Origin of the sequence: Roseibium sp. SCP15, assembly GCF_040329435.1 — a bacterium.
Classification (GTDB): Bacteria; Pseudomonadota; Alphaproteobacteria; order Rhizobiales; family Stappiaceae; genus Roseibium.
The window spans coordinates 539752-564287 of record NZ_JBDZYI010000003.1 but is presented as its reverse complement, the minus strand read 5'-3'; the positions used below and the strand labels follow the sequence as shown (position 1 = coordinate 564287).

28 protein-coding genes are annotated in these 24536 nt (G+C 55.9%); 12 read left to right on the top strand and 16 right to left on the bottom strand.

The window, feature by feature from the left end:
• Positions 1–58: 58 nt before the first annotated feature.
• The gene (locus tag ABLO27_RS16475) at positions 59–961 is read right to left on the bottom strand and encodes a GntR family transcriptional regulator (protein ID WP_353034024.1); all 903 of its coding nucleotides are present in this window, start codon (positions 959–961) and stop codon (positions 59–61) included.
• Between the two features lie 141 nt (positions 962–1102).
• Here ABLO27_RS16475 and ABLO27_RS16470 point away from each other — a divergent pair, with 141 nt between their 5' ends.
• The 4 genes from ABLO27_RS16470 (at position 1103) to ABLO27_RS16455 (ending at position 5011) form a co-directional block, all read left to right on the top strand.
• Positions 1103–2125, top strand: a complete 1023-nt coding sequence (locus tag ABLO27_RS16470) for an ABC transporter permease (protein WP_353034023.1) — start codon at positions 1103–1105, stop codon at positions 2123–2125.
• Between the two features lie 46 nt (positions 2126–2171).
• Entirely contained in the window at positions 2172–3113 is a 942-nt protein-coding gene (locus tag ABLO27_RS16465) for an ABC transporter substrate-binding protein (protein WP_353034022.1), read from the top strand.
• A gap of 73 nt (positions 3114–3186) precedes the next feature.
• Entirely contained in the window at positions 3187–3984 is a 798-nt protein-coding gene (locus ABLO27_RS16460; protein ID WP_353034021.1) for an ATP-binding cassette domain-containing protein, read from the top strand.
• A 31-nt stretch (positions 3985–4015) separates the two neighbouring features.
• A complete protein-coding gene (locus tag ABLO27_RS16455) occupies positions 4016–5011 on the top strand; it encodes a zinc-binding alcohol dehydrogenase family protein (RefSeq protein WP_417714809.1) in 996 nt (331 codons plus the stop codon).
• A gap of 55 nt (positions 5012–5066) precedes the next feature.
• Here the strand turns inward: ABLO27_RS16455 and ABLO27_RS16450 are convergent, their stop codons facing one another.
• The 4 genes from ABLO27_RS16450 to ABLO27_RS16435 are packed head-to-tail and all read right to left on the bottom strand — an operon-like array spanning position 5067 to position 8253.
• Positions 5067–6239 (bottom strand): pyridoxal phosphate-dependent aminotransferase, encoded by a 1173-nt coding sequence (locus tag ABLO27_RS16450; protein ID WP_353034019.1) that lies wholly within the window; start codon positions 6237–6239, stop codon positions 5067–5069.
• A gap of 9 nt (positions 6240–6248) precedes the next feature.
• Complete coding sequence (locus tag ABLO27_RS16445; protein ID WP_353034018.1) at positions 6249–6983, bottom strand: SDR family NAD(P)-dependent oxidoreductase; 735 nt, start codon at positions 6981–6983, stop codon at positions 6249–6251.
• 5 nt (positions 6984–6988) lie between these two features.
• On the bottom strand, positions 6989–7519 hold the full coding sequence (locus tag ABLO27_RS16440; protein ID WP_353034017.1) for a 2,4'-dihydroxyacetophenone dioxygenase family protein: 531 nt from the start codon (positions 7517–7519) through the stop codon (positions 6989–6991).
• Positions 7520–7551: 32 nt separating this feature from the next.
• Positions 7552–8253, bottom strand: coding sequence for an SDR family NAD(P)-dependent oxidoreductase (locus ABLO27_RS16435; RefSeq protein WP_353034016.1), 702 nt, complete (start codon positions 8251–8253; stop codon positions 7552–7554).
• Between the two features lie 110 nt (positions 8254–8363).
• Here ABLO27_RS16435 and ABLO27_RS16430 point away from each other — a divergent pair, with 110 nt between their 5' ends.
• The 4 genes from ABLO27_RS16430 to ABLO27_RS16415 all read left to right on the top strand — a co-directional run bounded on the left by ABLO27_RS16430 (position 8364) and on the right by ABLO27_RS16415 (position 11386).
• Positions 8364–9128 (top strand): IclR family transcriptional regulator, encoded by a 765-nt coding sequence (locus tag ABLO27_RS16430; RefSeq protein WP_353034015.1) that lies wholly within the window; start codon positions 8364–8366, stop codon positions 9126–9128.
• Positions 9129–9271: 143 nt separating this feature from the next.
• Positions 9272–10102, top strand: coding sequence for a rhodanese-related sulfurtransferase (locus tag ABLO27_RS16425; RefSeq protein ID WP_353034014.1), 831 nt, complete (start codon positions 9272–9274; stop codon positions 10100–10102).
• 92 nt (positions 10103–10194) lie between these two features.
• Positions 10195–10782 carry a hypothetical protein gene (locus ABLO27_RS16420; RefSeq protein WP_353034013.1) on the top strand — a complete coding sequence of 196 codons (588 nt, stop codon included), beginning with the start codon at positions 10195–10197 and terminating at the stop codon, positions 10780–10782.
• A gap of 88 nt (positions 10783–10870) precedes the next feature.
• On the top strand, positions 10871–11386 hold the full coding sequence (locus ABLO27_RS16415) for a hypothetical protein (RefSeq protein ID WP_353034012.1): 516 nt from the start codon (positions 10871–10873) through the stop codon (positions 11384–11386).
• A gap of 80 nt (positions 11387–11466) precedes the next feature.
• Here ABLO27_RS16415 and ABLO27_RS16410 read toward each other — a convergent pair whose 3' ends face one another.
• The gene (locus ABLO27_RS16410; protein WP_353034011.1) at positions 11467–12366 is read right to left on the bottom strand and encodes a LysR family transcriptional regulator; all 900 of its coding nucleotides are present in this window, start codon (positions 12364–12366) and stop codon (positions 11467–11469) included.
• 106 nt (positions 12367–12472) lie between these two features.
• On the opposite strand from ABLO27_RS16410, the gene ABLO27_RS16405 reads away from it, so the two are divergent.
• Both ABLO27_RS16405 and ABLO27_RS16400 read left to right on the top strand, forming a co-directional pair.
• Positions 12473–12892, top strand: coding sequence for a DoxX family protein (locus tag ABLO27_RS16405; RefSeq protein ID WP_353034010.1), 420 nt, complete (start codon positions 12473–12475; stop codon positions 12890–12892).
• 53 nt (positions 12893–12945) lie between these two features.
• Positions 12946–13914 (top strand): glutathione S-transferase family protein, encoded by a 969-nt coding sequence (locus ABLO27_RS16400; RefSeq protein WP_353034009.1) that lies wholly within the window; start codon positions 12946–12948, stop codon positions 13912–13914.
• A 21-nt stretch (positions 13915–13935) separates the two neighbouring features.
• Here the strand turns inward: ABLO27_RS16400 and ABLO27_RS16395 are convergent, their stop codons facing one another.
• Positions 13936–14826, bottom strand: a complete 891-nt coding sequence (locus tag ABLO27_RS16395) for an SMP-30/gluconolactonase/LRE family protein (RefSeq protein WP_353034008.1) — start codon at positions 14824–14826, stop codon at positions 13936–13938.
• A 160-nt stretch (positions 14827–14986) separates the two neighbouring features.
• On the bottom strand, positions 14987–15457 hold the full coding sequence (locus ABLO27_RS16390) for an Lrp/AsnC family transcriptional regulator (protein ID WP_353034007.1): 471 nt from the start codon (positions 15455–15457) through the stop codon (positions 14987–14989).
• Positions 15458–15639: 182 nt separating this feature from the next.
• On the opposite strand from ABLO27_RS16390, the gene ald reads away from it, so the two are divergent.
• Positions 15640–16779: an alanine dehydrogenase gene (gene ald / locus ABLO27_RS16385; protein ID WP_353034006.1), complete on the top strand. Its 1140-nt coding sequence runs from the start codon at positions 15640–15642 to the stop codon at positions 16777–16779.
• A gap of 53 nt (positions 16780–16832) precedes the next feature.
• On the opposite strand, the gene ABLO27_RS16380 is transcribed toward ald, so the two are convergent.
• The 5 genes from ABLO27_RS16380 to ABLO27_RS16360 form a co-directional block, all read right to left on the bottom strand.
• Positions 16833–17270 (bottom strand): hypothetical protein, encoded by a 438-nt coding sequence (locus ABLO27_RS16380; RefSeq protein ID WP_353034005.1) that lies wholly within the window; start codon positions 17268–17270, stop codon positions 16833–16835.
• Positions 17271–17487: 217 nt separating this feature from the next.
• Positions 17488–18435, bottom strand: a complete 948-nt coding sequence (locus tag ABLO27_RS16375) for a hypothetical protein (RefSeq protein ID WP_353034004.1) — start codon at positions 18433–18435, stop codon at positions 17488–17490.
• A 28-nt stretch (positions 18436–18463) separates the two neighbouring features.
• Positions 18464–20158, bottom strand: coding sequence for an ABC transporter permease (locus tag ABLO27_RS16370; RefSeq protein ID WP_353034003.1), 1695 nt, complete (start codon positions 20156–20158; stop codon positions 18464–18466).
• Complete coding sequence (locus tag ABLO27_RS16365) at positions 20155–21246, bottom strand: ABC transporter ATP-binding protein (RefSeq protein ID WP_353034002.1); 1092 nt, start codon at positions 21244–21246, stop codon at positions 20155–20157. Before ABLO27_RS16365 ends, ABLO27_RS16370 begins: the two co-directional genes overlap by 4 nt.
• 64 nt (positions 21247–21310) lie before the next feature.
• Complete coding sequence (locus tag ABLO27_RS16360) at positions 21311–22300, bottom strand: extracellular solute-binding protein (protein ID WP_353034001.1); 990 nt, start codon at positions 22298–22300, stop codon at positions 21311–21313.
• A 132-nt stretch (positions 22301–22432) separates the two neighbouring features.
• Between ABLO27_RS16360 and ABLO27_RS16355 the strand changes: the two genes are divergently transcribed.
• A complete protein-coding gene (locus ABLO27_RS16355) occupies positions 22433–23542 on the top strand; it encodes an ROK family transcriptional regulator (RefSeq protein ID WP_353034000.1) in 1110 nt (369 codons plus the stop codon).
• Positions 23543–23561: 19 nt separating this feature from the next.
• Here ABLO27_RS16355 and ABLO27_RS16350 read toward each other — a convergent pair whose 3' ends face one another.
• The 3 genes from ABLO27_RS16350 to ABLO27_RS16340 form a co-directional block, all read right to left on the bottom strand.
• The gene (locus ABLO27_RS16350) at positions 23562–23834 is read right to left on the bottom strand and encodes a hypothetical protein (RefSeq protein WP_353033999.1); all 273 of its coding nucleotides are present in this window, start codon (positions 23832–23834) and stop codon (positions 23562–23564) included.
• 94 nt (positions 23835–23928) lie between these two features.
• A complete protein-coding gene (locus ABLO27_RS16345; protein ID WP_353035052.1) occupies positions 23929–24198 on the bottom strand; it encodes a lipoprotein in 270 nt (89 codons plus the stop codon).
• A gap of 50 nt (positions 24199–24248) precedes the next feature.
• On the bottom strand, positions 24249–24518 hold the full coding sequence (locus ABLO27_RS16340) for a glycine zipper domain-containing protein (RefSeq protein WP_297581569.1): 270 nt from the start codon (positions 24516–24518) through the stop codon (positions 24249–24251).
• Positions 24519–24536 lie beyond the last annotated feature (18 nt).

Here is a 24536-nt window from a genome sequence, read left to right as displayed (position 1 = left end):
GGCGGGGCGGGTTCGTGAGGACTACCCCGACGGACCGGTTCCTGCCTCGCGGACATCGCTAGACCAATTGATGTCCCTTGAGGGAGTTCAGCAACGTCTCCTTCGACCGGCGCAAGTGTTTGAGGGCAGCGGCCTCGGATCTTTCGACGTCCCTGTCCAACATGGCGTTGATCCAGTCGAGATGTTCCTCGATTGCCGCGGCGTTGCGCTCCAGCTCGTCCCGCTTGTCCCACATGTAGTGATAGTGAAATATCAGCGAGATGAGCTTCTGGGCTTCAACAACGAACCGGTTTTTGACGATGCCATTGACCGTGGCGTGGAACTTGCCGTCCAGCATGGAAAAATCGTGATACCGGCTTGCGAGGTCAGTTTTGAGTTCCTCGTGTTCTTGCTTCAGATCCCGCAACTTGCTCCAGATCTCATGGTCGTCCGGCAAGGCGAGGAGGTGCCTGACAGCGTTCATTTCCAGCACAAGCCGGAATTCGGACAACTCGATTGCAAAACCCGCGGTAAAACCGGACAGGATCCAACCGCCTTTGGGGCGGCGCTCGACAAGGCCGAAACGGCTGAGCCCAGAGAGAAACTCCTGCAAGCTATGTGCAGGAACTCCGAACTGGCGCGAAAGCTGTGCAACGTTGAGTGAAGTTCCTGCAGGAATGTCGAACCGCAGGATCCAATCCAGGAACTGTTGCTCCAGTTCTTCCGTGGAAGGTGGATTGTCGGCAAGTGTCAGGCGATGGCTCGGCTCGGGTTTGCGGATGAGGGTCTTCCGCCGGCCTTCCCATTCAACGAGGTTCTCTGAATCAAGTTTCTGCAAGGCACCGCGAACAATGGTTCTGCTTACCTCCATCCGGTTCGCCAGAACTGTTTCAGCGGGCAATTGCTCTCCAACTTCCATGTTGCCGCAGATATCGAGCAAGGTGTTGTAAGCGCTTCGGAATCGATCATCAGTTCGTGCCATGCAAGAATCCTAACACATCCGTTTGGCAGGACAATTCTAATTGTTTTTGTATTTTTAAATAAAAAACAATTGACGGAAATCCTGCGAGAGAGTCATATTGTATTTAATAATTAAATTCAAAAATCCAGCCTGGGAGGTGATATGGCTGATTTTGACAGGGCAGTGGCTCCGGCATCCTGGACGTTCAGACTTTCAGCCGGTTCGTTTCACAAACTTTCCGCGCTGCTGACGCTTGCTGTCCTCGTATTCGCCTTTTCCTTCGGCAACGATGCGTTCTTCACGGTCAACAACGGTCTGACCGTTCTGTTGCAGACTTCCGTTATCGGGCTGCTCGGCATCGGCATGACGCTTGTCATCATCACCGGTGGTATTGATCTGAGTGTCGGCTCCGTTCTTGCCCTGTCGGGCGTCGTGACAGGACTGAGCGTCAAGGCAGGACTGCCCATCGCCCCGGCGATGGCAACCGGAATTCTTGCTGGGGCTGCCTGTGGCCTGGTCAACGGGTTTGTCATCACCAAGATGCGCATCACTCCGTTTGTCGCCACTTTGGGCATGATGCTGATCGCGCGTGGCCTGGCGCTTCAGTTGACCGGTGCAGCGCCTATTTCGCGTCTCGGAGAAGCCTTTGGGTGGCTCGGCAACGGCTCCTTGTTCCGGATTGTCGAACAGACGGGCGGCATCTTTCCGAAAGTCGTTTTTCCAGGAATTCCTTATCCGGTGATCCTGCTGGCGATCATTGCGTTGCTGGCGGCTTATCTGCTGAACCGTCGTCAGGCGGGGCGTCACATCTATGCGACCGGCTCCAATGAAGAGGCTGCTCGGCTTTCGGGAGTTCTCGTGGACCGGACCAAGATCTTCGCCTACACGCTGTCCGGTGCTCTGGCGGGACTTGCCGGCAATGTCCTGATGTCCCGCCTTGTGACCGTACAGCCGAATGAAGGCGTCATGTACGAGCTTGACGCCATTGCGGCAGCCGTCATTGGAGGTGCTTCCCTGATGGGCGGTGTGGGCAACATCTCCGGAACAATGATCGGCGCGTTCATCATCGGCGTGCTTCGGAACGGCCTCAACATGGCAGGCGTTTCGGCTTTCATCCAGCAAATCGTGATCGGCATCATCGTCATCCTGGCGGTCTATGTCGATCAGATCCGAAACCGGCGCTGACAAGCCGGATCAATCGACTACGCATCTTCAATCGGAGGAGAACACAATGAAGAAGCTGATTACGACCGCAGTAATGGTGAGTGCGCTTGCGATTTCGGCAACGGCCTCGCAGGCAGGGGAAATCGCGGTCATCGTCAAGACGACGAACTCGAATTTCTGGCAGAACGTCAACAAGGGGGCGAGTGCCGCAATCGAAGGCCAGGAAGGGCATACGATGACCTTTAACGGCCCGGCATCTGAATCCGCAATCGCGGATCAGGTCAGCCTGGTTGAGAATGCGGTGAACCGTGGTGTCTCCGGAATTGTGCTCGCACCTTCCGATCCCGAAGCTCTTGTACCTGCGGTCAAGAAAGCCTTCGAAGCGCAGATCCCGGTTGTGATCATCGACTCCGGATTGGCCGACAACGGCAAGCAATATTACCAATCCTTCCTTTCAACCGATAACTGCGCGGCCGGTCAGCTCGTTGCGGACAAGATGATGTCCGAAGTCGGAACCAAGGGTAAAGTGGCGGTCATGTCCTATGTGGCCGGTGTCGGATCCGAAGTAGGCCGGGTTGGCTGCTTTGTTGAGCGCATCAATGCAAAATCCGACATCGAGATCGTTGGACCGTTCTACTCACAGTCGCAGATGGCGACTGCGCTGAACCAGACCACGGATATTCTGGCTGCAAATGACGACCTTGTAGGCATCTTTGGCGCGAACGAGCCGACCGCGATCGGCATGGGCCGTGCCATCGTTCAGGCCGGCAAGGCAGGCAGTCTTACGGCTCTCGGCTTCGACGGCAACACCGACCTTCAGGATTTCGTGCGTGATGGAACGCTTGCAGGAACTGCCGTTCAGGGGTCTTTCCAGATGGGCGAGCTCGGCGTGAAGGCAATCATGAAGCTTTTGAGCGGTGAGGAAGTTCCGAACTTCATCGACACAGGCGTGGTTCTGGCAACCAAGGACAACATTGACCATCCGGCTGTTCAGAACGTCCTTTACTAACCCGTTGCAACTTGACCGGAAGCCTCTCCACCTCGGGCTTCCGGTCCTTTTTGATCCTTCATAGGGCCCGAACATGACCCCGCAAACCCAGTCTGCTCCTCCACTTGTGCAGATGACAGACATAGAAAAGCACTTCGGCGGAATTCGTGCCGTCAACGGCGTCTCACTGGACCTTCATCCAGGCGAAGTGGTTGGCGTTCTGGGACATAATGGTGCCGGCAAGTCCTGCCTGATGCGCATTCTGTCAGGAGCGATGATTCCCAACGAAGGCACGATCAAGGTCAATGGCAAAGCCGCAACCATTCATAATCCGCATGATGCACGTGACCTCGGAATCGAGACCATCTATCAGACACTGGCGCTTGCCGATCACCTCAATGCGCCGTCCAATCTGTTTCTCGGCCGGGAACTGAAAACCCGTTTCGGCAACCTGGACGACACCAGGATGATGGCCGAAACCGTCCGTGTTTTGAAAAAACTCAATCCGAATTTCAAGAACCTGAACGATCCGGTTGCAAGCCTTTCCGGTGGCCAGCGGCAGGTTATCGCGATCGCCAGGGCAATCTATTTCGATGTGAAGATCCTGATCATGGATGAGCCGACGGCGGCCCTCGGACCGTCAGAAACGGCGATGGTCGGCGAGCTGATCAAGAGACTGCGGTCTGAAGGTATTGGCATTTTTCTGGTAAGTCATGACATGCATGATGTTTTTGAACTCTGCGACCGGGTCGTGGTGATGAACAAGGGAAAGAACGTGGGATCGCACAAGATCGAGGATGTGACCAAGGACGACGTTCTCAGTCTGATCATCAAGGGTGAGTTGCCGCACGACTGGGTGCCGCGCAGTCAGGAAAACTCCAATGAACATTGAACAGTCGAAGCGCACTTCATCCACTGCGGTCATGCCATGCGGTGTCGTGGTCGAGCCGGGTGTCTTCAGACTGGAGACGCGTGAGTTGCCGGTCGGGGCACCGGACGGTTGGGTCCTGGTCGATATCGAGGCCGTCGGCATTTGCGGAACCGACTATCACATATTTGAAGGCAAGCACCCGTTTCTCGAATATCCGAGAGTTATCGGGCACGAGCTCAGTGGACGGATTGCGTTGAGCTCGCAGGACTGGTCAGCTGGAGAGCTTGTGGTCATCAATCCGTATTTTTCCTGTGGTGAATGCCGGGCGTGCAGAAAAGGCAAACCGAACTGCTGCAGCAATATCGAAGTTCTGGGTGTGCATCGCGACGGCGGATTGTGTTCAAGGATCGCGGTTCCGGCTCAAAACCTCTACCGGGCAACGGGTTTGAGCGAAATTCAGGCTGCAATGGTCGAGTTTTTGGCGATTGGGGCTCATGCGGTGCGCAGAGCCGGTTCCGTCAGGGGCGAACGTGTTCTTGTGACCGGCGCTGGCCCAATCGGCCTGGGCGTTGCCCTCTTCGCAAGGCTTGAAGGTGCGGAAGTGCATCTTCTCGACCTGAGCGAAGCCAGACTTGCCCAGGCAAAAGAGAAGTTCGGTTTTGAGGATGTCCATCTCGCTGGGTCCGACCTGCTTTCCGGTCCGCTATCCGACGGATTCGATGTGGTTTTTGACGCGACGGGAAATGTTCGCGCAATCGAAGCAGGATTCCCGTTGCTTGCTCATGGCAGTCGATATGTGCTGGTAAGCGTGGTCAAGGAGCAGATCAGCTTTGAAGATCCCGAATTCCATAAGCGGGAGACCCAGATCATCGGCAGTCGCAACGCAACGCGGCAGGACTTCGAGACCGTGATGAAGGCGATCAAGGATGGATCGGTCGACACGGACGCGCTTTGCTCAAGAAAAATTCCTTTTGCAAATTTTCAGGACACATTCGGTGAATTGGCGAATGATCGGGAAACCCTGATCAAGGCAGTGGTCACCCTCTAAGGACCCTCAGATCAGTCGGAAAGCGAATGCGGCTGCTTCGCTTTCTGATATCTACCTAGTCGTGTGTTTGTTTCAGCCATGGTTGAAGCCGTTCCAGCGCCTCGCCAAGCTGCGCTGGAGTTTGGGCGAAGCAGAGCCGGAACCAGCCGGGTTCTTTCATCAGAAACGCTTCACCCGGGGCCAATCCGACTTTGGCGTTTGCGATCAGATCGCGTGCAAGAGACACGGAATCCTCAACGCCAGTCAGTCTGAAAAAGGCATAAAATGCGCTGTTGGGAACGGGAAAGGTCACTTGAGTGTGGCACGCAAAATTTTCCTCGATCATGTCGAGCGCCAGCCGATACTTGGCAATAGTCTCGGCGATAAAGGGTTCTCCGTCAGCCAGAGCTGTTACCGCAGCTCGTTGCGCGAAAGGAGGGGCGCAGGCGACTGAAAACTCGGCGATTTTCTCGACGACCGGTGTCAAGGAAGGGGGAAGCGTCAGCCAACCGAGGCGCCAGCCGGTCATCGCCCAGGACTTTGAAAAAGAGTTGACTACGATCAGGCGGTCTTCCGGTTCGGACACGTCAAGGAAAGAAGGGGCAACGGTTCTCTCGAACACGATGCGGGCGTAGACTTCGTCAGAAATCAGCCATGTGCCCCGTTGGCGCAGGACCTGCATGATATGGTGCATTTCGTCATGCTCGAGCATGAAGCCCGTCGGGTTTGACGGTGAGTTCAAAAGCACCGCCTTGGCGGGCTTGGCTGCCTCCAGAAATGCTTCCACATCAAGGTGCCAGCGTCCATCACGGATTTCCATCGGATGGGTGATCAGGCGCGCGCCCTGCAGGCGGGGAATGGCCAGAAGATTTGGAAAGGCAGGTGTGAGTGTGGCGACTGCATCCCCTTCTTCCAGCACCGATTGGAAAGCCAGGTTGAGAGCATTGCCGCCGGACACCGTGACGGCGATCCGATCCGGCCCGATTTGCCGGCCGTAGAGGTTGGTCATGTAGTCGGACAGAGCGTGCCTCAGGAAGGGGCGGCCCAATCCTTCGGCATAGAATGTTTCGCCAGCCGCAAGCGCCTGTGTGGCGGCGTCGCAAATGAATTTCGGTGTCGGTTCGTTGGGTTCGCCAAACCAGAGGGGGATCAGTCCTTCGGTTCCCATCGCTGCATTGGCCAGTTCGCGCGTGATCGAAGGAGCGGCGTCCATCGCGCGGCTTGTCAGTCCGTCAATAGCTTGTGTCATTTACCGTTCTCAATAGGTGGCACGTCCGCCGGAAAGGTCGAAAACGGCTCCGGAGTTGAAAGAGCAGTCCTCGGAGGACAGCCACATCACCATGCGAGCTGCTTCTTCGATTGACCCAAGGCGTTTCATGGGAGACTTGTCGATCATGACCTGCACGAATTCAGGGGTCATCTGATCCAGGATGGCGGTCTGGATCGCGGCAGGAGCAACGCAGTTTACCCGAATGTCGGTCTGTGCCAGTTCCTTTGCCAGTGACTTGGTGAAACCGATGACGCCTGCCTTGGCAGCGGAATAGGCCGACGCATTGGGCGTGCCTTCCTTGCCTGCCAGTGAAGCCATGTTGATGATCCTGCCGCTACCTCTTTTCAACATCACCGGTACGATTGCATGGGCCAGATGAAAGGTGCCTGTCAGGTTCACCTCGATGACACGTGTCCAGGTGGGCGGGTCGAAATCGATTACGGGCAGGGTGGGACCGGCAAAGCCGGCGTTGTGCGACAGGAAATCCACATCGCCGAACATATCGAGCGTTGTTGCCAGCCCCTGCTGGATCTGGTCCGGCTGACTGATATCCACCTTGCAGTATTCAGCCCCTCCCGGCGGGGAGGCCGGCACGTTCATGTCCCAGATCATTACCCCGGCGCCGGCAGCCGCATAGTGGCGCGCAATCTCCGCACCGATCCCGGCCGCGCCACCTGTGACAATGGCGGTTTTGCCGGAGAAATCGTAGCTAACATTGGTCATGATGCTTACCGGATGAAGGTCTTCACATAGTCCGCACCTAGGCCGACCTTCTCAAAATGTGCCCGGCACATCTCGATCTTTGTAAAAACATCCTCGTAGCCCAGGTGATTTCCGTCAGGGTCGACGTAATACATGACGCCGTATACCTGGAAATAGGTGATCATCTCTTCGACATCGTCCGGCACGACAAGGGTGTGGGTTTCCCCCGGAGGTTCGAAGACATAACCGCCTTCGCGCGCTTCCCACTCATGCTCCAGGTAGTGCCAGCGACCCTTCAGCACGAACCCGTGCACGGCGTTCGGATGCCGGTGGCGTGACAGAACGCCCGATTTGGTAACCTTCAGAAGGTTCATCCAATAGCCCTGGCTGACATTGAGGCACAGGGGACGGAAGAACACATGCTCAGCCTGTTGCACCCACATGCGCGGATCGTCTTCGGACAGCGCATTCGGGATCACGATCTCCGGCAGAGCGTCAGGCGGCATCGGATGTTTGTACGGAACACGCGGATTTTCATCTTCACTGACAAGAGGCATCGGCTTCCTGCTTGGTTGATTGCTTGAAATTTTCAGACTGCGGCATAGCCGCCGTCAACGTTGAGAATGGTGCCCGTCACGAAACCGGCGGCGTCAGAGGCCAGAAACAGCGCCGGGCCGACAAGATCTTCAGGCTTGCCCCAACGGGCCATAGGGGTGCGCGACAGGATTGCCTCGCTGCGTTCCGGATCTTCCTGAAGATTGCGGGTCAAAGGGGTCGCGATCCAGCCGGGAGCAAGTGCATTGACCCGGATGCCGTCCGGTGCGTAGGCAATCGCCAGTGACTTCGTCAGTTGCGCAATGCCGCCCTTGGAGGAGGCGTATCCGGGAACAAGACCGCCGCCAAAGTAACTGAGCATCGACGCTATGTTAATGATCGAGCCGTTGGTTGCCGTCAGAGAAGGGCGCGCAGCGGAACAGACCCGCATGGTTCCCGTGAGATTGATGTCGATGACCTGGGCAAAGACATCCGGATTGAGTTCCTCACCGCGCCGGATGACACCGGCGGCATTCACAACCACCTGGAGTGATGGGCATTCCGACAGGACGCCTTCGATGGATTGTGGCACCGTCACGTCGAGATGCCGGTATGTCAGACCAGGTTGGCTCTCGGGCAGAGGCCCGAGTCCTGCGGCTATCACGTTGTAGCCCGCGCTTGAAAAGCCCTGGGCAATGGATTGGCCCAGCCCGCTCGTGCCTCCGGTCACCAGAACGTCTTGCTTCGATTTGGTCATTGCGTCTCTTGTGAATTGTCCATATAGTGGACATTCGTTCTATATGTGGACAGTATCGCGGCGACTGCTGTGGTTGTCAATCAACGGAAAGGGCGGCTGACGGAATTGACATGACGAAACACGTGCAAGGAACTCAAAGTCTCTCGCGAAGCATAGGACTCTTGGAGCATATCGGGGCGCGTTCCGAACCACCGCGTCTTCAGGATCTTCTTGCCGAGTGCGAATTTACTCGTCCGACACTCTATCGACTGCTTGCCGGTCTGGAGGCAGAAGGGCTGATTGTTCAGACGCCAGACCGCCGTTATCTCCCCGGCTTGAGATTGGTTTCCCTTGCCCGAAGGGCACTGGCCCGAAATGACATCCGTGATCTGGCACACACGCCATTGGAGAACCTGCGTGACCAGACGGGTGAAACGGTTCATCTGGCGATCCCCAGCGGTGCGGGACTGGTGTACATCGACAAGATAGAAAGCCATGAAACCGTGCGAATGAGTTCGACGATCGGAACGCCCGTCCCGTTTCATTCCAGCGGCGTGGGCAAGGCGTATCTGGCGGCATTGCCGGGAGCTGAGTGTGCAAGTCTGCTCAAGTCCTTGAAGTTGGAAGCAATCACATCTTTCACCACAACGGACCCGAAAGTCCTGGCCAGTCAGATCGCGGACTGTCGGGTCCAGGGTTTCATTTTCGATGATCAGGAAAACGAGGCCGGCATTGTTTGCTTTGGAGCTGCAATCCTGGACGAGAACAACGGGCCGGCGGCCGCAGTCAGCGTTTCGGTTCCTCTCTTTCGGCTGCGCGATGACCGCAACAGCTATTCGAAGCCGCTGTTGAATTGCGTCAAAATCATATCCATGCATCTCGGAAACGCCGGTTGAGAGCACAAGGCAGAGGTAATTGAGGGAACTGTCAGCCTTTCGGAAATGAGACAGTAACTGTATAGAGGGCGCAAAAGGTCGAAGACCGACCCTGAACGCCCGCTTTCGAGATCGGCGTTTCCTGAAGAAGCAGAACAAATCCGATGAATGATTTTCTTGTTGCCGCCCTTTATATGTTCACGCCGCTGAACGACTTTGAAGCGATGCGCGATCCGCTGAAATCCTATTGCAAGGAACGGGATGTGCGGGGAAGCATTCTTCTGGCATCAGAGGGCATCAACGGCACGATTTGTGGCCCTGAAGCCGGTGTTAGAGAAGTCCTTGCTCATTTGCGCTCAGACCAGCGAATGAAAGATCTGACCCACAAGGAAGCGTGGACACATCGTCATATCTTCAAGCGGATGAAAGTGCGTCTGAAACAGGAAATCGTGCGCCTGGCGGTCGACAATATCGATCCGAACGAAGTCGTTGGCGAATATGTCAGGCCGGAAGACTGGAATGCGCTCATTTCTGATCCCGATGTGGTCGTGATCGACACGCGCAACGATTACGAATTTGCCTTTGGTACCTTCGAGCATGCTCTCAATCCCGAAACTCAGTCCTTCCGTGAGTTTCCCGATTGGGTTGAAGGGCGCGAAGATCTTCAGAAAAAGCCGAAGGTGGCCATGTTCTGCACCGGCGGAATTCGCTGTGAGAAGGCAACCGCGTGGATGCTCAAGAACGGTTTTGAAGAAGTTTATCACCTTGAAGGCGGTATTTTGAACTATCTGGAGAAGGTTCCGGAAAAAGACAGTCTCTGGAAAGGCGAATGCTTCGTTTTCGATGACCGGGTTTCGGTTGATCATCAACTGCAACCTCGCTGGGGAGAGTGGGTCCCCGAAGAGGCGAGACACATCATCAACGCCGATACGGACTATGAAAAGGGACCGATGCAGGCGCCTGAAGGTGGCGAAAAGCAGGATCCTGTTTCTTAACGGGCGTTAACTTTTTCGCTTTAACTCATTGAAAAACTTCCCTAAGGTTAGGTTGTGGGTGATTTTTCCACACCAGACTGGGGGGAAGTATTATGCGTCGCAGTTTCTGGAGTGCGCCTCTGGCGCTGATTTTAGGCCCAATTCTTGCCACATCCGCTTTCGCTGGAGGCAAGGCCATTTCATGTTATCAGCAGGCGACTGTTCCGGCCGTTTACAAGACGGTGCAACAACAGGTTCTTGTGCAACCGGCCACATCCCGCGTCGTCAAGAAACCGGCGGTCTACGGCTATCAGAAGCGAAAGGTTCTGGTCCAGCCAGAGAGCGTGTCGTATCGGACAACGCCTGCGGTTTTCCAGACAAGACAAAGCCGGGTTCAGGTGCAGCCCGCCAGCATCGGCTGGGAATACCGGATGATCAAAGGGGTGAAGACCCTCTGCAAGGTCAAGCATCCTGCGGTTTACAAGTCAGTCAGCCGGCAAGTTATGATCCAACCGGCTTCAAGGGTCGCCGTGCGGCAACCGGCTGTATATAGCACCGTGAAGGAAAAGGTGGTCGTGCAGCCTGCAAGCAGCTACGTGGTGAAAAATCCGGCCGTCTACAAGACGGTCAGCCGCAAGGTTCTTGTTCAGCCGGCACGCACAATCTGGCAACCCGTAAAGATACGCGGCTGTAAGTACTAAGCGCCTGACAGTGCAGCCTGACGCCACGCACAAACGCCGGGAGGCGGGTGTCAATTGAGGTTGGGCCGACCAATGGGAGAGGGCGGACATGAACAGAATTCTTGCTGCCGGCGTCGTCGCTGCGTTGTCAACCGCAACCGCCTTCGCACAAGACCCATTTTCCTGGACAGGCAGTTATGATGGTTTCGTTGTTTGTGACCATGTGAAGGATGGTGTGCCTTCAACCTTCGGCCGCGCATTGGAACTTCACTTCGTGCAGGAAGGAGATGTCCTTCACATTGCGACGGGTATTGATGACCCGACCATCGGCACGGGCACATCGCTCTATCACGGGTTGGTCATGTCCAGTCCGGCTGGTGACTTCACGAGCGGCTTCATCGAATCCTGCAAATCACGCTTTCCCTACAAGGAACTGATCCGCATTTTCCCTGCCGGTACGCAGACAGAGAAATTCGGCTTTTCCGCCAGTACCGTATTCATCAGCGACAGTCTGCCGGGGTCGGAAGGCGCTTTGGTGGTCGAAAGCTGCAGGTGGTCTGCTACGCGCATCTCGATTGAAGAGCCGAAAATTCAACGATGCGATACGTTGCCTTCGGCCAGGTAGGCGGAGCTTCGTTCGTGGGGCTTCAGAACTTCCTCCGCGAGGATTTGCCAGCTGAAGTCGGTGTGGGATATGCCTTCGTGTCACCATCCATCGCTTACGCTCGCCATCTCAACTGCCAGGAAGTCGACAAATGCTCTGACTTTCGGTGCCAGATTGCGTTTTGAGTTGAATACGGCATGGACACCAATCTCGAAGGCGTTGAACTCGGTCAGCACAGGCACCAGCGCACCTGACCGGATTTCCTCATGAACCGTGTAGCCCGGACAAAGAGCGAGACCTGCGTTCGCCATAACGAATTCCTTGACGGCTCTTGCGCTGTTGACCGAAAGCGCACCGATTATGGGCACTGAGAACTTCTCCCCGTTCTCACGAAACGGCCAGGATGTGCCGCTCTTGAAATTGGTGTCGACAATGCACTGGTGACTTGTCAGATCTCTGGGATGCTCCGGGACACCGCTCAGCGCAAGGTAGTCCGGTGTTGCACAGATATGAACTGAAGTCGGAGCCAGTTTTCGCGCGATCAGGGAAGAGTTCGGCAGGTCCGCAATGCGAACGGCAACGTCAAATCCCTCTTCAACAAGGTCGACGTGACGGTCGGTCAGGCTCAGGTCGACGGAAACCTCCGGATATCGTCGTCTGAATTCAGGCATGCATGGCGCCAGGTACATTTCGCCGAAAGTCGTCGGGGCGGTGACGGAAAGCCGGCCGCGTGGCGTTGCCACCTGGTTTTGCATAAGGCCTTCCAACTCTTCCAGATCATCAAGAAGCTGCACGCACCTGTCATGATAGATCCGGCCGGGCTCGGTCAGGCTCACGCTTCGTGTCGTGCGATGAAGCAACCGGGTTCCCAGGTGGTTCTCCAAAGCCTGGACTTTCTTGCTCGCAAGGGTCTTGGACGTGTCCAGCCTTTCTCCGGCCTTCGTAAAGGATCCGGTTTCGACAACGGCAGTGAAGGCTTTCATGCACTCAACAAGATTCATATTGTCCCCAAATTGGATACAAACTGTATAATTCTGGCTAATTTATATAGCTATTGTCGTCAATTAACTCTGCTGGGCAACTCGAATTTGATCCAGGGAGAATGACATGATCGATTCAAAGACTGCCCCTTACGCAGCCCTTCTTCTGCGTGTGTCTCTTGGAGTGCTTTTCCTGGCGCATGCGGGCCTGAAGCTGTTCGTCTTCACACCAACGGGCACTGCAGGGTTCTTCCAGTCGCTCGGGCTGCCCGGGGCGCTTGCCTATGTCACAATCGCTCTGGAAGTCATCGGGGCATTGTTGCTGATCTCGGGACTGTATGTCCGCATTGTCAGCCTTGCTCTCATTCCCATACTTCTGGGAGCCATCGTCTTCGTTCACGGACCAAATGGCTGGCTGTTTTCCAACGAGAATGGCGGTTGGGAATTCCCTGCATTCTGGGCAATGGCACTTCTGGTGCAGGCCTTGCTTGGAAGCGGGACAGCTGCGCTTTTCCCGAAGGTCAGTGAGCATGGTCTGGGGCGCTAGTACGCCGGTGCAATTGATTTCGAGACATTTTTTCAGATTGCGAGGGCGATAAGATGCTGCAGAACGGCAAGTGGAGTGGCGAATGGCACCCCTATCAGAAAAGCGACAAATCCGGTCGATTTGTGAGGCAGGTCTCCAGTTTCCGAAAGTGGATCACTCCCGATGGCAGCGCAGGGCCGGAGGGACAGGATGCGCTTCAGGCGGAGGCGGGGCGTTTCCATCTTTATGTCAACTATATTTGCCCTTGGGCCGGGCGAACGCTGATTGCACGCAAACTCAAGAAGCTCGACGACATTGTCTCGGTATCCATCCTGGAGCCGGTCATGAGTGGGGAGGGCTGGCGATTTGGAAATTTTCCCGGCTGCTCAGGCGCGGATCCGGAAATCGGTGCATCCTACATGCATCAGATCTATACGGCAGCCGATCCTGTCTTCACGGGCAGGGCATCTGTTCCGGTTCTTTGGGACCGGCACCAGCGAACCATCGTCAACAACGAGTCAGCCGATATTCTTCGGATCTTCGACACGGCCTTTGAAGCGATAACCGGAGAAGCCCCAAGCCTCAGGCCAAGTTCAAAGGATGCGGATATCCAGGCCCTGAACCAATCGCTCTATGATCGGCTCAACAACGGTGTCTACCGGGCTGGTTTTGCCCAGAGCCAGAAAGCGTATGAGGAAGCCGTTGCAGATGTGTTCGCCATGCTCGACGAATTGGAAGACAGGCTTTCTGATGGCAGATCTTTTTTGACTGGCGACAGCGTCGTTGAAAGCGACATTCGCCTGTTTGTCACGCTTGTGCGTTTCGATCCGGCCTACGAGGGCCTCTTCAAATGCAATCTGAAAACGATCCGTGAATACCCGATGCTGAGCTCGTATCTGAAACGCTTGTTCCAGATGCCCGCGTTCTCGGATGTGACCCGGATCGATCACATCAAGGCCGGGTACTATTCGGTGAAGGCCCTCAACCCTTCGGGGATCGTGCCTGCCGGACCCGACCTGTCTTACCTTCAAGCTCGTGATTAGAGCTTCAGACCGCTTGAAGTTCTAGCGGTCTGAAATCCTGAACCGGTTGCTCTTCAAACCTGTCTGGCCATGACCTTCCACTAGGAACAGGCCACCCGACAAAGTGTCCGGTTCAATGGCTGTCGGGTCGGTCGGCTGCTTGATGCTGGTGACGATCAGGTGGTCGAGATCCGGGCCGCAGAAGCACGGCATGGTGGGTTTGTCGACCGGCATCTTGATGGCATGCAGCAAGTTGCCGTCCGGAGCGAAGCAGTTCAGCAAACCTGCGGAAACACCGGCGCTCCAGTAATTCCCGTTGGCGTCCACAGTGGCGCCGTCGGGACGGCCTTTCTCATTGGTTTGCTGGGCAAACAACATTTTTGAACCAAGGGCACCTGTGGAGGGATCAAAGGCGTAGCCTTCGATCCAGCCCGGGGAGGAGTCGGAGTGATACATGAAGGTACCGTCCGCAGACCAGGCAAGACCGTTGGAACATTGCAGTTCGTCCCGGATCTCCTCAACACGCCCCTTTGCATCCACCCGGTAGAGACCTGCAATCGGTTCACGGGGAGAATTGGTATCCATGGTGCCGACCCAGAAAGCGCCGTCCGGTCCGACCTTGCCGTCATTCAGACGTGTGCTTGAAACGTCGGTTTGAACTTCCGCCAGAACTTCGCTGGTTTCGCTCTTGGGATCGAACAACAGGATTTTGTCCCAGACGCCGACGATCAACCGGTCGTCGTCGGTCAGGCCGAATGAGCCGACTTCATTGTCGAAGTGAAAAGTCTTGATGTCCCGGCTTTCCCAATCCATTGACTGGATGGAGCGGCCCTGGATATCCGTCCAAAGCAGGCGGTTGTGTCTGTCATCCCAGGTCGGGCATTCCGCGAGTTGGTAAGTTGTGTCGAGAAAACGGGTTATCGTGTGGGACACCGTGGCGGGTTCCTTGAAAGGCCAATTAAGCGAATGGAAGCGGACTATAGCGGTCGCGGCATTCGCCGTCGAGAGTGCACATTGCCGACAATAAAACTTTGGCTTTCAATCGCTCCTGACGAAGGGAAACCACACGATCGACCGCGAATTTTGCCGGGATTCAATGATCTCCGTCCAGTGGAATGGCCGTTCTTTTCACGATCGGCCGGATCGCAAAAGACGACTTCATGCGCAGGACACCCGGTAGTTGTGCAAGGTGATCCCGGTGGATGCGTTCGAAGTCGACAGGATCTTCCGCCGTCAACCGCAGGATATAGTCGGCATCCCCGGCCATGAGAAAGCACTCCATGATTTCCTCGGAGCGAGCGACGGCCCGCTCAAAGTTCTCCAGTGTTTCCTTGGACTGGCCTGTGAGAGAGATTTCGACAAAGACATCCATGCGTCTGCCGAGCTTGCGCTGATCCAGCAGGGCCACATAGTTTTCGATGATGCCTGCCTCTTCCAGAGAGCGCACACGGCGCAGGCACGCGGAGGCCGATAGCCCGACCACTTCGGCCAGATCCGCGTTGGCAATTCGACCGTCCTTTTGCAGGACGTCTAGAATTTTACGATCCAGTCGATCCAGTTTCATTTTTGCTGCACCGCATATATTGCAGGTTTGTAATGTTGTGTTCGCAGTATATTCGAAAAATTCCAGATTTCACGCAATAGTATTGTTTTGGGAGTGGGTTTGCAACGACGGAACGCAAGCACATTCGACAAAATGAGGCGTACAATCAGGTCAATCTAATCGCTTCTGGAGGAGTAGTCGTTATGCGCATTGGTGTGCCGAAGGAAATCAAGAACCATGAGTACCGGGTCGGACTGACACCGGACAGTGTTCACGAGATGATCGCCCACGGACATGAAGTGGTTGTCGAGACAAATGCAGGCGTTGGCATTGGTGCCAGCGATGCAGACTATGAAGCAGCCGGAGCAAAAATCCTGCCGACTGCAAAAGACGTGTTCGATGCAGCTCAGATGATCGTGAAAGTGAAAGAGCCGCAGGCTGTCGAACGCGCAATGCTGCGTCCGGATCACATTCTGTTCACGTATCTCCACCTGGCTCCGGATGCAGAACAGACTGCCGACCTGGTGAAGTCCGGCGCGACCTGCATTGCCTACGAAACCGTTGTTGATGACAAGGGTGGTCTTCCGCTTCTGGTGCCGATGTCCCAGGTTGCGGGCCGTTTGTCCGTTATTGCCGGTGCTAAAGCTCTGGAAAAAGCACATGGCGGTTCCGGTACCCTGGTTGGTGGCGTCCCGGGTGTTGAGCCTGCAAAGGTTGTCGTCATCGGCGGCGGTGTTGTCGGCTCTCACGCCATCACCATGGCAATCGGCCTTGGTGCCGACGTCACCGTTCTGGACCGCAACACGGCGGTTCTCGGCCAACTCTCCCAGGCCTTCGGCCCGGCGCTGAAGACCGTTTATTCGACAAAGTCTGCTCTGGAAAAGCATGTCCTTGAAGCAGACATGGTCGTGGGTGCGGTCCTTGTTGCCGGCGCAGCAGCACCGAAGCTCGTTTCCGCTGAGCTCGTGAGCCGGATGAAGCCGGGTTCCGTACTGGTGGATGTTGCAATCGACCAGGGTGGCTGCTTTGAGACTTCCAAGGCCACAACGCACTCCGACCCGACTTACATTATCGATGATGTCGTACACTACTGCGTTGCCAACATGCCGGGCGCCGTGCCGAAGACATCCACCTATGCGCTGAACAACGCTACCTTGCCGTTCGCGCTGGCTCTTGCCAACAAGGGTGCCAAGAAAGCCCTTCTGGATGACGCAAACTTCCTGCCGGGCCTGAACGTGATCAGCGGGCAGGTGACCTGTGAAGCTGTTGCCGAAGCACTTGGCTACGACTATGTCGATCCGGCGACTGCTCTGGAACAGGCAGACGCCAGCCAGGCAGCCTGATAAGGTCTCGCTTCAAATGAGAAAGCCGGTCCATGGGACCGGCTTTTTTTGATTCAGGAACAAGTCTTTTTGAGGTCGTTCAGTTGAGAGCGATTCTTGTTCAGAACATATGGAATCTTGCCGGACGCCAGTTTGAAAACATCGCCCTTGCATGTTTGTCTTACATTGCGCTGGAAATCGCGCATTGGCCGACATTTCCAGCCACCGCCGCGTTCCTTTGTTACCGGGTTGTAGGAATTTGACGGATAGCCGAAGCAAATCAGTTTGCCATCCAATTCTGTTTTCCACTTGCCAGGCAAACTTCTCGAATTTCCCGGATACCACAAATGAGTACGGCCATTTTGGGAGAAGTATTCGACCTGGACGCCGTGCGCCTGGTTGTAAAAAAGGATTGTGCTTCCGCTGAGATCTGTCGGAATCTCACTCGCTGTCTGGCAGGAGCTGACAAACGCGGCCAAGCCCAACGCGAGAATGAGTTTTTTTGTGATCATTTATCGTCCGCCCCCGAGATATGTTTGCCATCAGTGGTTGAAAGGGGCTTTAGCAACTTTTGAGAATTTTTTACAGGTCTTAGACTTGGGTCCCAGTGGGTCCGTTTAGAAGTTTTCTACGTATTTCTGTGTTGAGTGATGAGGTGAGACCGCCTTAAGCATCAAAGCCAGCCACCGGGCGCTGGCTTTTTTGTGTCTGTGGCAGCTTCATGCTCGGTCAGGAATTTCGGACAACGATCACGGAACGGTCGTCCGCAAATTCCTTCGAGGTCGACCCTTTGACGCTTGGAAAGCTCTTGGTCTTGTGAAAGTCGATTGACTCGGAGGCGTCGAATGCTTTTTCCCAGGCGGAAACAGACACCTCGTTCGGAATGTCAAAGTAGCCGTCGGTAAAAAACTCCAGCGTTTCGACCTCTACCGTTGGTCTGATGACATCGATGACGTCGTCCATCAGGATCGGATCACAGTTGATGGACGAGTATCCCAAAGGATGGTCCGGCCGATTGGCGTACATGTATTGGCATCTTATGCCCGTGCGCAGAAAGGCTTCGGTCTGCTGAGGCGCAACGATGTCGGCATATCTCTCTGAAACGAGGGAACAGATCCGGGTTGCGTCGGTTTCGCCCAAGATCCCCTCGCTGACACCACAGTCCAAACCCTGAAACGATATTCTACGCGTTTGAGCCTCGACTTCGTCTGCAGACCGGTCGCCTTCTTTCAGCAGGTTGAACACCTCGATCCGCGCCGTCGTTGAAAGATCATCGACAGGTTTCAGTGTCCGGTAGACCTGGTTGCCATTTATGCGTATTCCGCTGTCTCCAACAACAAGAAGCCGGATCGTATCAGCATCGAAAAATGCCACTGCCATGGTGGTCGAGGCCCGGAAGGTATTGCCGAGCAGCTTTTCCGTTTGGCTGATCTTTTCTCTGATTGCCGAAAAAATTTCCGTCGCAGGAATGTCCGTCATTGATCTTGTCGCGGCAAATTCCCCCAGGACGGACGCGGCTGAACGGGAGGCAGCCTGCCCCGGGGAGATGCCGGACCCGGTTGCGCCGCTCGACGCCCCGTCAAACACGCCGCAGATACCTGGCAAGATCAACAGACTGTCGTCTCCGGCCTGACGGCTGGTGCGGTCTTTGGGGAATGTGAGCGATGATATTTGCATTGGTGCGCCGGTACTAAGCTGATGTTGGTTAGACAAATGACGATTCCCGGTCGTCCGCGAGCAGGAAGACCGCGTAGACACACAACCCGGAGCAAACGAGCAGGATCGTGGACAAGGCTGCGGCCAACCCGAATTCGCCGTCCAGCACGGAGATGTAGATCTTCACCGGCATTGTCACTGTCTTGGAGTTGTAGAGGATCAGGGTGGACGAAAGTTCGTTGATCGCGGTGATAAAACTCATCAGGGAGCCGACGATCAGTCCTGGCAGGATGAGCGGCACAGTTACCGACAGGAACGCCCGCAAAGGGGAGGCTCCAAGGTTGATGGCCGCTTCCTCCAGAGACGGTTTGATTTGCCGAAGGTTTGTCGTCGTTGAACGCACGCCATAGGGCAGCCGCCGGATGAACAGGATCATGACGATGATCAATCCGGTGCCGGTCAGGTCGTACCAGCCGGAACGGAATGTCGTGACGAAGCCGATTGCCATGACGACACCCGGCACAAGATACGGCACCATCATGAGAACATCGATTGCGCCGGATACAGCGTTTTCCCGCCGGACAATCAGGTAAGAGATCAAACCTGAGAAAATGGCGATCACGGCAACCGCAGTCAGGGAGAACCTGAAGCTGTTATAGATCGCTTCAGGCGCATCCAGCAAAACTCTCTTGTAGCTGGAAAGGCCGTATTCGCCTGTAAAGACCGGTCCATTGGTCTCAAGGAACGACGTGTAGATGACCACGAATGTCGGCAGCATCGCGATGATTACAACGGCATAACAGAAGGTGTGGGCACCCAGATTGCGCAAACCGGTCAGCTGATGAATGACGGGGCGGTTCGTCAGTGCGGAAGCATAGCGCCGTTTTGCGAGGAAACGGCGCTGAACGAAGAGAGCCAGAATGGAGATTGCCATCATGACCAGCGAAACCGTGACGGCCATCGTGGGCTTGCCACCAAGCTCGGACGTGTAGGCGGAATACGCAATCGTCGACAGGGTGCGGAAACCCCGGCCAAGGATTGCGGGGGTGCCAAAGTCGGCAATCGACAGGACGAAGCAGATGATTGCACCGGTGCTGACAGCGGGGAAAACCAGTGGGAGCGTCACGTAAAAGAACCGTTGCAGGGCGTTGCAGCCAAGGTTCTCGGCGGCATCCTCAAATGACTTGTTGACCGACCCGAGCGCGGTTTTCGTCATCAGGAACACAAAGGGGAAGAACTTGAGCGTAAAGACCAGGATGATCCCGTGTGCGCCATAGATGGTGGGCAGATTGATGCCAAGGCCCTTGAAGAAATTTGTCACGAAGCCGTTGGCGCCGAGCATCATGATCCAGGCATACGCCCCGATAAACGGAGGCGCGACCAGCACGAGAATTGCGAGCGTCGATATCAGAGCCTTGCCGCGGATCCGGAACCTGGCGGTGAAGAAGGCGAGGGGAACGCCGATCAGGCAGGCGCCGAGGGTACCCAAAAGGCCCACGGTAAGTGTGTTCCGCAAACCCTTCACGTAGTAGTTCCGGGTGAAAACCTCTGCGTAGTTGGCAAGCGTAAAGGCGCCCGTGTCCTCATCGATGAAACTGACGAGAAACACGCTGGCAATCGGCAATATCAGAAGAACCACCAGCACAGTAACGACGAGCAGCGTCATTACGGTCCAGAAATCGAAACGTATCGGACTGAATACGGAAACAGGTTTCAGGGGCGGGTTTGAGGAGGTGATCGTCATGACAACCTCCGACCGGTTTCTCCGTTTTCAAACAGGATCGCCTGATCGCGGCTGAAGGCGAAGGTGACCGGATCGCCTTCGGACAGGCCAAGGAGATCGGAGGTCGGACGCAAGATGGCGCGAACATCGTCACCAAGTTCAGTCTTGCCGTGCACTTCAAGTTCACGCCCTATGAAGCTGATTTGGCGAATGTTTCCGTCAAAGGTGAGCATGTCTTCGCCGCCAGCATCGCCATTCAGGGAGACATTCACCGCTTCGGGACGAACGGAGACCGCAATATCGGTGTCGGACGCGCTGTCGGCTATCGACCGAACCTTGAGACCGGACGTGGTCAGGATCGCATCGCCTGCAGGGTCGATGCTTCCGGCGAGAAAATTGTTTGCACCGACAAAGTTGGCGACGAAACGGTTTGCCGGATTGCGATAGATCTCAAAAGGCGAGGCTGCTTGTTGAATGATGCCGCCATACATGACGCAGACAACGTCAGACATGGCGAGGGCCTCTTCCTGATCATGGGTCACATAGATCGTCGTCATGCCCATGTCTTTTTGAATGCGGCGCAATTCTCCCCTGAGATCCACGCGAAGTTTGGCATCAAGGTTTGAAAGGGGCTCATCCATCAGGAGAACGGTAGGGTCCACCGCGATGGCTCTGGCCAGGCCGACACGTTGCTGCTGCCCGCCGCTCAACTCGTGCGGCATGCGGTGCGCGAACTCCTCCAGTTGCACGATCCTGAGGGCCTCGGACACTTTCGGCTTGATTTGCGAAGACGGAAATTTCTTCCGCTTTAGGCCGAACGCGACGTTGTCGCTGACGCTCAGATGCGGGAAGACCGCATAGTCCTGAAACACCATTCCCACGCCACGCTTGTGAGCGGGCATGTTTTGAATTTCACGGCCGTTGATCAGGATTGTGCCGGAGTCCTGAAAGTGAAATCCCGCAATTGTCCGCAACAGCGTGGTCTTTCCGCAGCCACTTGGGCCGAGCAACGTAAAAAACGCTCCCGATTCAATCTGAATATCGATGTCTGACAGAGCCAGGACCGGTCCGTAAGATTTTCTGATATTGTTGATATCAACGGATGCCATTTCCGTTACCCCTCCCAAATTGGCTGTCGGTTGAACGGCCGGGATACCCGGCCGTATCGCTTGCTTACTGGTGGTCGAGAACCGCTTCACCCCAGGCTTCCACCAGGCGTTTGCGCTCCTTGGCCGCCCACTGGAAGTCGTAGTCGACAGCATTGATATCGCTTAACGGAACAAGGCTTTCATTGGAGGCGACATCGGTGCGAACCGGACGGCGGCCTTGATCGGCAACGACTTTTTGCGCTTCAGCCGACAGGATGAAGTCAATGAACTCCTTGCCCGCGTCAGCATTCGGAGCGCCCGCAACCAGTGCAATTGCATCCGGTGAAATAGCGGTTCCTTCTGCAGGGTAGACGATCTCGACCGGACCTCCGCCTTCCTTGTAACGAAGGGCGGCATCCTCGAGCGTGATACCGATTGGCAGCTCGCCATCATTCACGAACCGGGGCACGGCGCCGGAGCTATCGGACAGGACGAAGTTTGAAAGCATGCCATTGTAGACATCCCAACCAGCCTTCTCGTCACCGAAGGCCTGCAGAACCGTAGCGAACTGGATATAGGCCGAACCGGACTTGTCCGCACGTGCCGATGATACCAGGTCGTCATATTCCGGTTTGGCCAGATCCGCCCAGCTTGACGGCACGGGCGTATCGCCCAGAGCGTCCTTGTTTACGGCAAATGCCATGACAACGGCGGTGAAGGGCGACCAAAGTCCGCTTTTCACCAGGTCCGGATTGACGGACGCCTGCTCGGGAGACTCATAGGCCGTAAACAGGTCCGGGTTGAAGTCCACCACGGTGCCGTCGACGCTCCATAGCACATCGGCGATAGGGGAGGTGGATTCGGCAGTCAGGCGGTTCAGGAGTTCTCCGGAGCCGGCCTTGATGATTTCTACCTTCGTGCCGGATGCCTCCTCAAACATCGGCACGAGTTCATCGACAAAATTCTGTGGTGCAGCGGTGTAGACAGTCACTGTGCCTTCGGCGAAGGCCAACGTGGCCGACAGCGATGCAGTCAGGGCAACACTGAGTTTCAGCAAAGTTTTTTTCGGGTTCATCTGTTCCTCCCTCACAAGGTCGTGCCCGGCGGAGACGCTGGGTAATTATTAAATTGCGCTGCGCAAATTAAAAAATCAAGGTTTATTTGCAGGATGCAATTTATTAGGGTGCGAGCAGATCAGGAGCTTGAATTGAACACACTGCAGAAACCGAGCGCGCGGCGCCTTATCCAGCTGCTTCGTTCCCAAGGGCCGGTTTCCAGATTGAAGTTGGCGGATCTGCTGGACGTACAGCCATCAACCGTGACCCGGATCGTCAATCAGCTTCTCGATGACGGTCTTGTGATTGAAGAGGTTGACCCGAACCGTGCCGGTCGTCGTGGCTTTCCGTCCAAACTCCTTCAGCTGCGCCCCATGGGGTTGTTGTCGGTCGGGGTGTTCATCGATCCGGAGCGGTACTACACCTGTATCGTCAACGCGTTGGGCGAGGTTGTTTCTGAAGAAACATCAGCGATTACCGACCGTGGCTTTTCTCAGCTCATGGAGCGGATAGGTGCATCGGTTGACCGGCAGATCAGGCAGCTGGGATTACAGTCGGACCGCTTCATCGGTTGCGGAATAAGCTATCCGGGACAGCATACCAGCAAGCCTGGTGTCGTTCGGCAGACACAATACTTTTCCGAGTGGCCCGAGATTGATGCCAGCAAGGACTTTGCACCGTATTTTGATATGCCGGTTCATCAGCTGAATGACGCAAAGTGTGCCTGTCTTGCCGAGCTCTTGTTTGGAAGTTGCCGTACTATTCGAAATTTCAGCTACGTCTGGCTGTCGCACGGTATCGGCGGGGCAGCGGTGATCGATCAGTCGCTGTACCTGGGAAAGAGTGCGTCAGCCGCTGAGTTCGGTGGTCTGTTTCCCAAGTCCAAGCCACGGCCTTCTGGTTCGGACCTGTTGGCGACCATGAAAGCGGCGGGACTTGGCGCTGATCATCTTGAGCAGATCGGTGAAGACGATCTTCGGCACGAGTGTGTCCTGGACTGGATGGATCGGGTTGAAGAACAGCTCAGATGGCTGAGCCTCGTCATTACCCGGACAATGTCACCAGATGCGATTGTGCTTGGCGGCCGGCTGCCGGATGCGATTTTCTCGGAGTTGATCGGGAGACTGTCGGAAAGCAAGTCTCTCGGAGAAGATCACTTTGGCCCTCACCCGACCTTCATTCGCGCGGAAGCGGACAAGAAACCTCACCTGGGAGCGGCAGCATTGCCACTCTATCTGACGACAAATCCGAACGTTGGATAAAAGGGGAGGGGGCGTCACCTTACGGGCAACGGACCTTGTAGGGTGTGCCGTATTCATCGTGGGCAATGCAATTGCGAGGAGTGGTCACCACGCCGACAAGGCCACCGCCGATTGCGCCGAGGGCAGCGCCCGCTATTGAGGCGTTCACGGTGGATCCTGCGACCGCGCCAATCGTGGCGCCCGTTGCGGCACCCAGTCCGGCGCCGATCAGCATTCTGTCACGCTGACTCTCAGTATTGGCGCAGCCGGCGAGTAGAAGGCCAAGAGCTGCTGCCGCAAGGATGGGTTTCATCCGGAATTCCTTGGCGAAAGTGAACCTTCCGCCAAGGTTGGGGATCTATGGTTAACAGAACCTTACCAAGGCAAGGTTATCCAAGATCAAGATGTTACGGGCAGGCAACCCGGTAAGGGTTGCCGTACCGGTCATAGGCAACGCAGTTTTTCGGTGTTGTGGCCGCGCCGACGATCGCACCACCAGCTGCGCCAATGGCCGCGCCAGCAAGGGCAGGGCCAGCACCGTTACCGGCTGCCGCACCGATAATTGCACCAGTTGCAGCACCAAGGCCACCCCCGACGAGCGCGCGGTCAGTCTGGCTGTCAGATTGGCAGCCAGCCAGAAAAGCAGCTGCAGCGGCAAGCAAAAGAATTTTCTTCATCATTTCCTTCCAAGCGGTCTCAGTGCCGAGCCTATGCGGTCAGATTTGCCTTACGGGCAAGCGACCCGGTACGGGTTGCCGTATCTGTCATAGGCAACACAGTTCTTTGGAGTGGTCGCTCCGCCGACAATCGCGCCGCCGGCACCACCGATTGCCGCGCCGACCAGTGCGCCGCCAACATCGCCAGTGGCCGCTGCACCAATTGCCGCGCCGGTGGCTGCGCCCAGACCGCCGCCCACGAGGGCGCGGTCACGCTGACTGTCGGACTGGCATCCCGCCAGAGCAATGCCAACAGCTGCAAGCAATACAAACTTCTTCATCAAAGCTATCTCCCTTCC

Excerpts from the sequence above, each read along its gene's own strand:
- ABLO27_RS16400 (WP_353034009.1), top strand. The coding sequence starts at position 12,946 with ATGCTGCAGAACGGCAAGTGGAGTGGCGAATGGCACCCCTATCAGAAA.
- ABLO27_RS16420 (WP_353034013.1), top strand. The coding sequence starts at position 10,195 with ATGCGTCGCAGTTTCTGGAGTGCGCCTCTGGCGCTGATTTTAGGCCCA.
- ABLO27_RS16475 (WP_353034024.1), bottom strand. The coding sequence starts at position 961 with ATGGCACGAACTGATGATCGATTCCGAAGCGCTTACAACACCTTGCTC.
- ABLO27_RS16345 (WP_353035052.1), bottom strand. The coding sequence starts at position 24,198 with ATGAAGAAAATTCTTTTGCTTGCCGCTGCAGCTGCTTTTCTGGCTGGC.
- ABLO27_RS16440 (WP_353034017.1), bottom strand. The coding sequence starts at position 7,519 with ATGCCTCTTGTCAGTGAAGATGAAAATCCGCGTGTTCCGTACAAACAT.
- ABLO27_RS16425 (WP_353034014.1), top strand. The coding sequence starts at position 9,272 with ATGAATGATTTTCTTGTTGCCGCCCTTTATATGTTCACGCCGCTGAAC.
- ABLO27_RS16445 (WP_353034018.1), bottom strand. The coding sequence starts at position 6,983 with ATGACCAATGTTAGCTACGATTTCTCCGGCAAAACCGCCATTGTCACA.
- ABLO27_RS16450 (WP_353034019.1), bottom strand. The coding sequence starts at position 6,239 with ATGACACAAGCTATTGACGGACTGACAAGCCGCGCGATGGACGCCGCT.
- ABLO27_RS16340 (WP_297581569.1), bottom strand. The coding sequence starts at position 24,518 with ATGAAGAAGTTTGTATTGCTTGCAGCTGTTGGCATTGCTCTGGCGGGA.
- ABLO27_RS16455 (WP_417714809.1), top strand. The coding sequence starts at position 4,016 with ATGCCATGCGGTGTCGTGGTCGAGCCGGGTGTCTTCAGACTGGAGACG.
- ABLO27_RS16430 (WP_353034015.1), top strand. The coding sequence starts at position 8,364 with ATGACGAAACACGTGCAAGGAACTCAAAGTCTCTCGCGAAGCATAGGA.
- ABLO27_RS16460 (WP_353034021.1), top strand. The coding sequence starts at position 3,187 with ATGACCCCGCAAACCCAGTCTGCTCCTCCACTTGTGCAGATGACAGAC.
- ABLO27_RS16435 (WP_353034016.1), bottom strand. The coding sequence starts at position 8,253 with ATGACCAAATCGAAGCAAGACGTTCTGGTGACCGGAGGCACGAGCGGG.
- ABLO27_RS16390 (WP_353034007.1), bottom strand. The coding sequence starts at position 15,457 with ATGAAACTGGATCGACTGGATCGTAAAATTCTAGACGTCCTGCAAAAG.
- ABLO27_RS16415 (WP_353034012.1), top strand. The coding sequence starts at position 10,871 with ATGAACAGAATTCTTGCTGCCGGCGTCGTCGCTGCGTTGTCAACCGCA.
- ald (WP_353034006.1), top strand. The coding sequence starts at position 15,640 with ATGCGCATTGGTGTGCCGAAGGAAATCAAGAACCATGAGTACCGGGTC.
- ABLO27_RS16375 (WP_353034004.1), bottom strand. The coding sequence starts at position 18,435 with ATGCAAATATCATCGCTCACATTCCCCAAAGACCGCACCAGCCGTCAG.
- ABLO27_RS16405 (WP_353034010.1), top strand. The coding sequence starts at position 12,473 with ATGATCGATTCAAAGACTGCCCCTTACGCAGCCCTTCTTCTGCGTGTG.
- ABLO27_RS16350 (WP_353033999.1), bottom strand. The coding sequence starts at position 23,834 with ATGAAACCCATCCTTGCGGCAGCAGCTCTTGGCCTTCTACTCGCCGGC.
- ABLO27_RS16465 (WP_353034022.1), top strand. The coding sequence starts at position 2,172 with ATGAAGAAGCTGATTACGACCGCAGTAATGGTGAGTGCGCTTGCGATT.
- ABLO27_RS16360 (WP_353034001.1), bottom strand. The coding sequence starts at position 22,300 with ATGAACCCGAAAAAAACTTTGCTGAAACTCAGTGTTGCCCTGACTGCA.
- ABLO27_RS16370 (WP_353034003.1), bottom strand. The coding sequence starts at position 20,158 with ATGACGATCACCTCCTCAAACCCGCCCCTGAAACCTGTTTCCGTATTC.
- ABLO27_RS16410 (WP_353034011.1), bottom strand. The coding sequence starts at position 12,366 with ATGAATCTTGTTGAGTGCATGAAAGCCTTCACTGCCGTTGTCGAAACC.
- ABLO27_RS16380 (WP_353034005.1), bottom strand. The coding sequence starts at position 17,270 with ATGATCACAAAAAAACTCATTCTCGCGTTGGGCTTGGCCGCGTTTGTC.
- ABLO27_RS16365 (WP_353034002.1), bottom strand. The coding sequence starts at position 21,246 with ATGGCATCCGTTGATATCAACAATATCAGAAAATCTTACGGACCGGTC.
- ABLO27_RS16470 (WP_353034023.1), top strand. The coding sequence starts at position 1,103 with ATGGCTGATTTTGACAGGGCAGTGGCTCCGGCATCCTGGACGTTCAGA.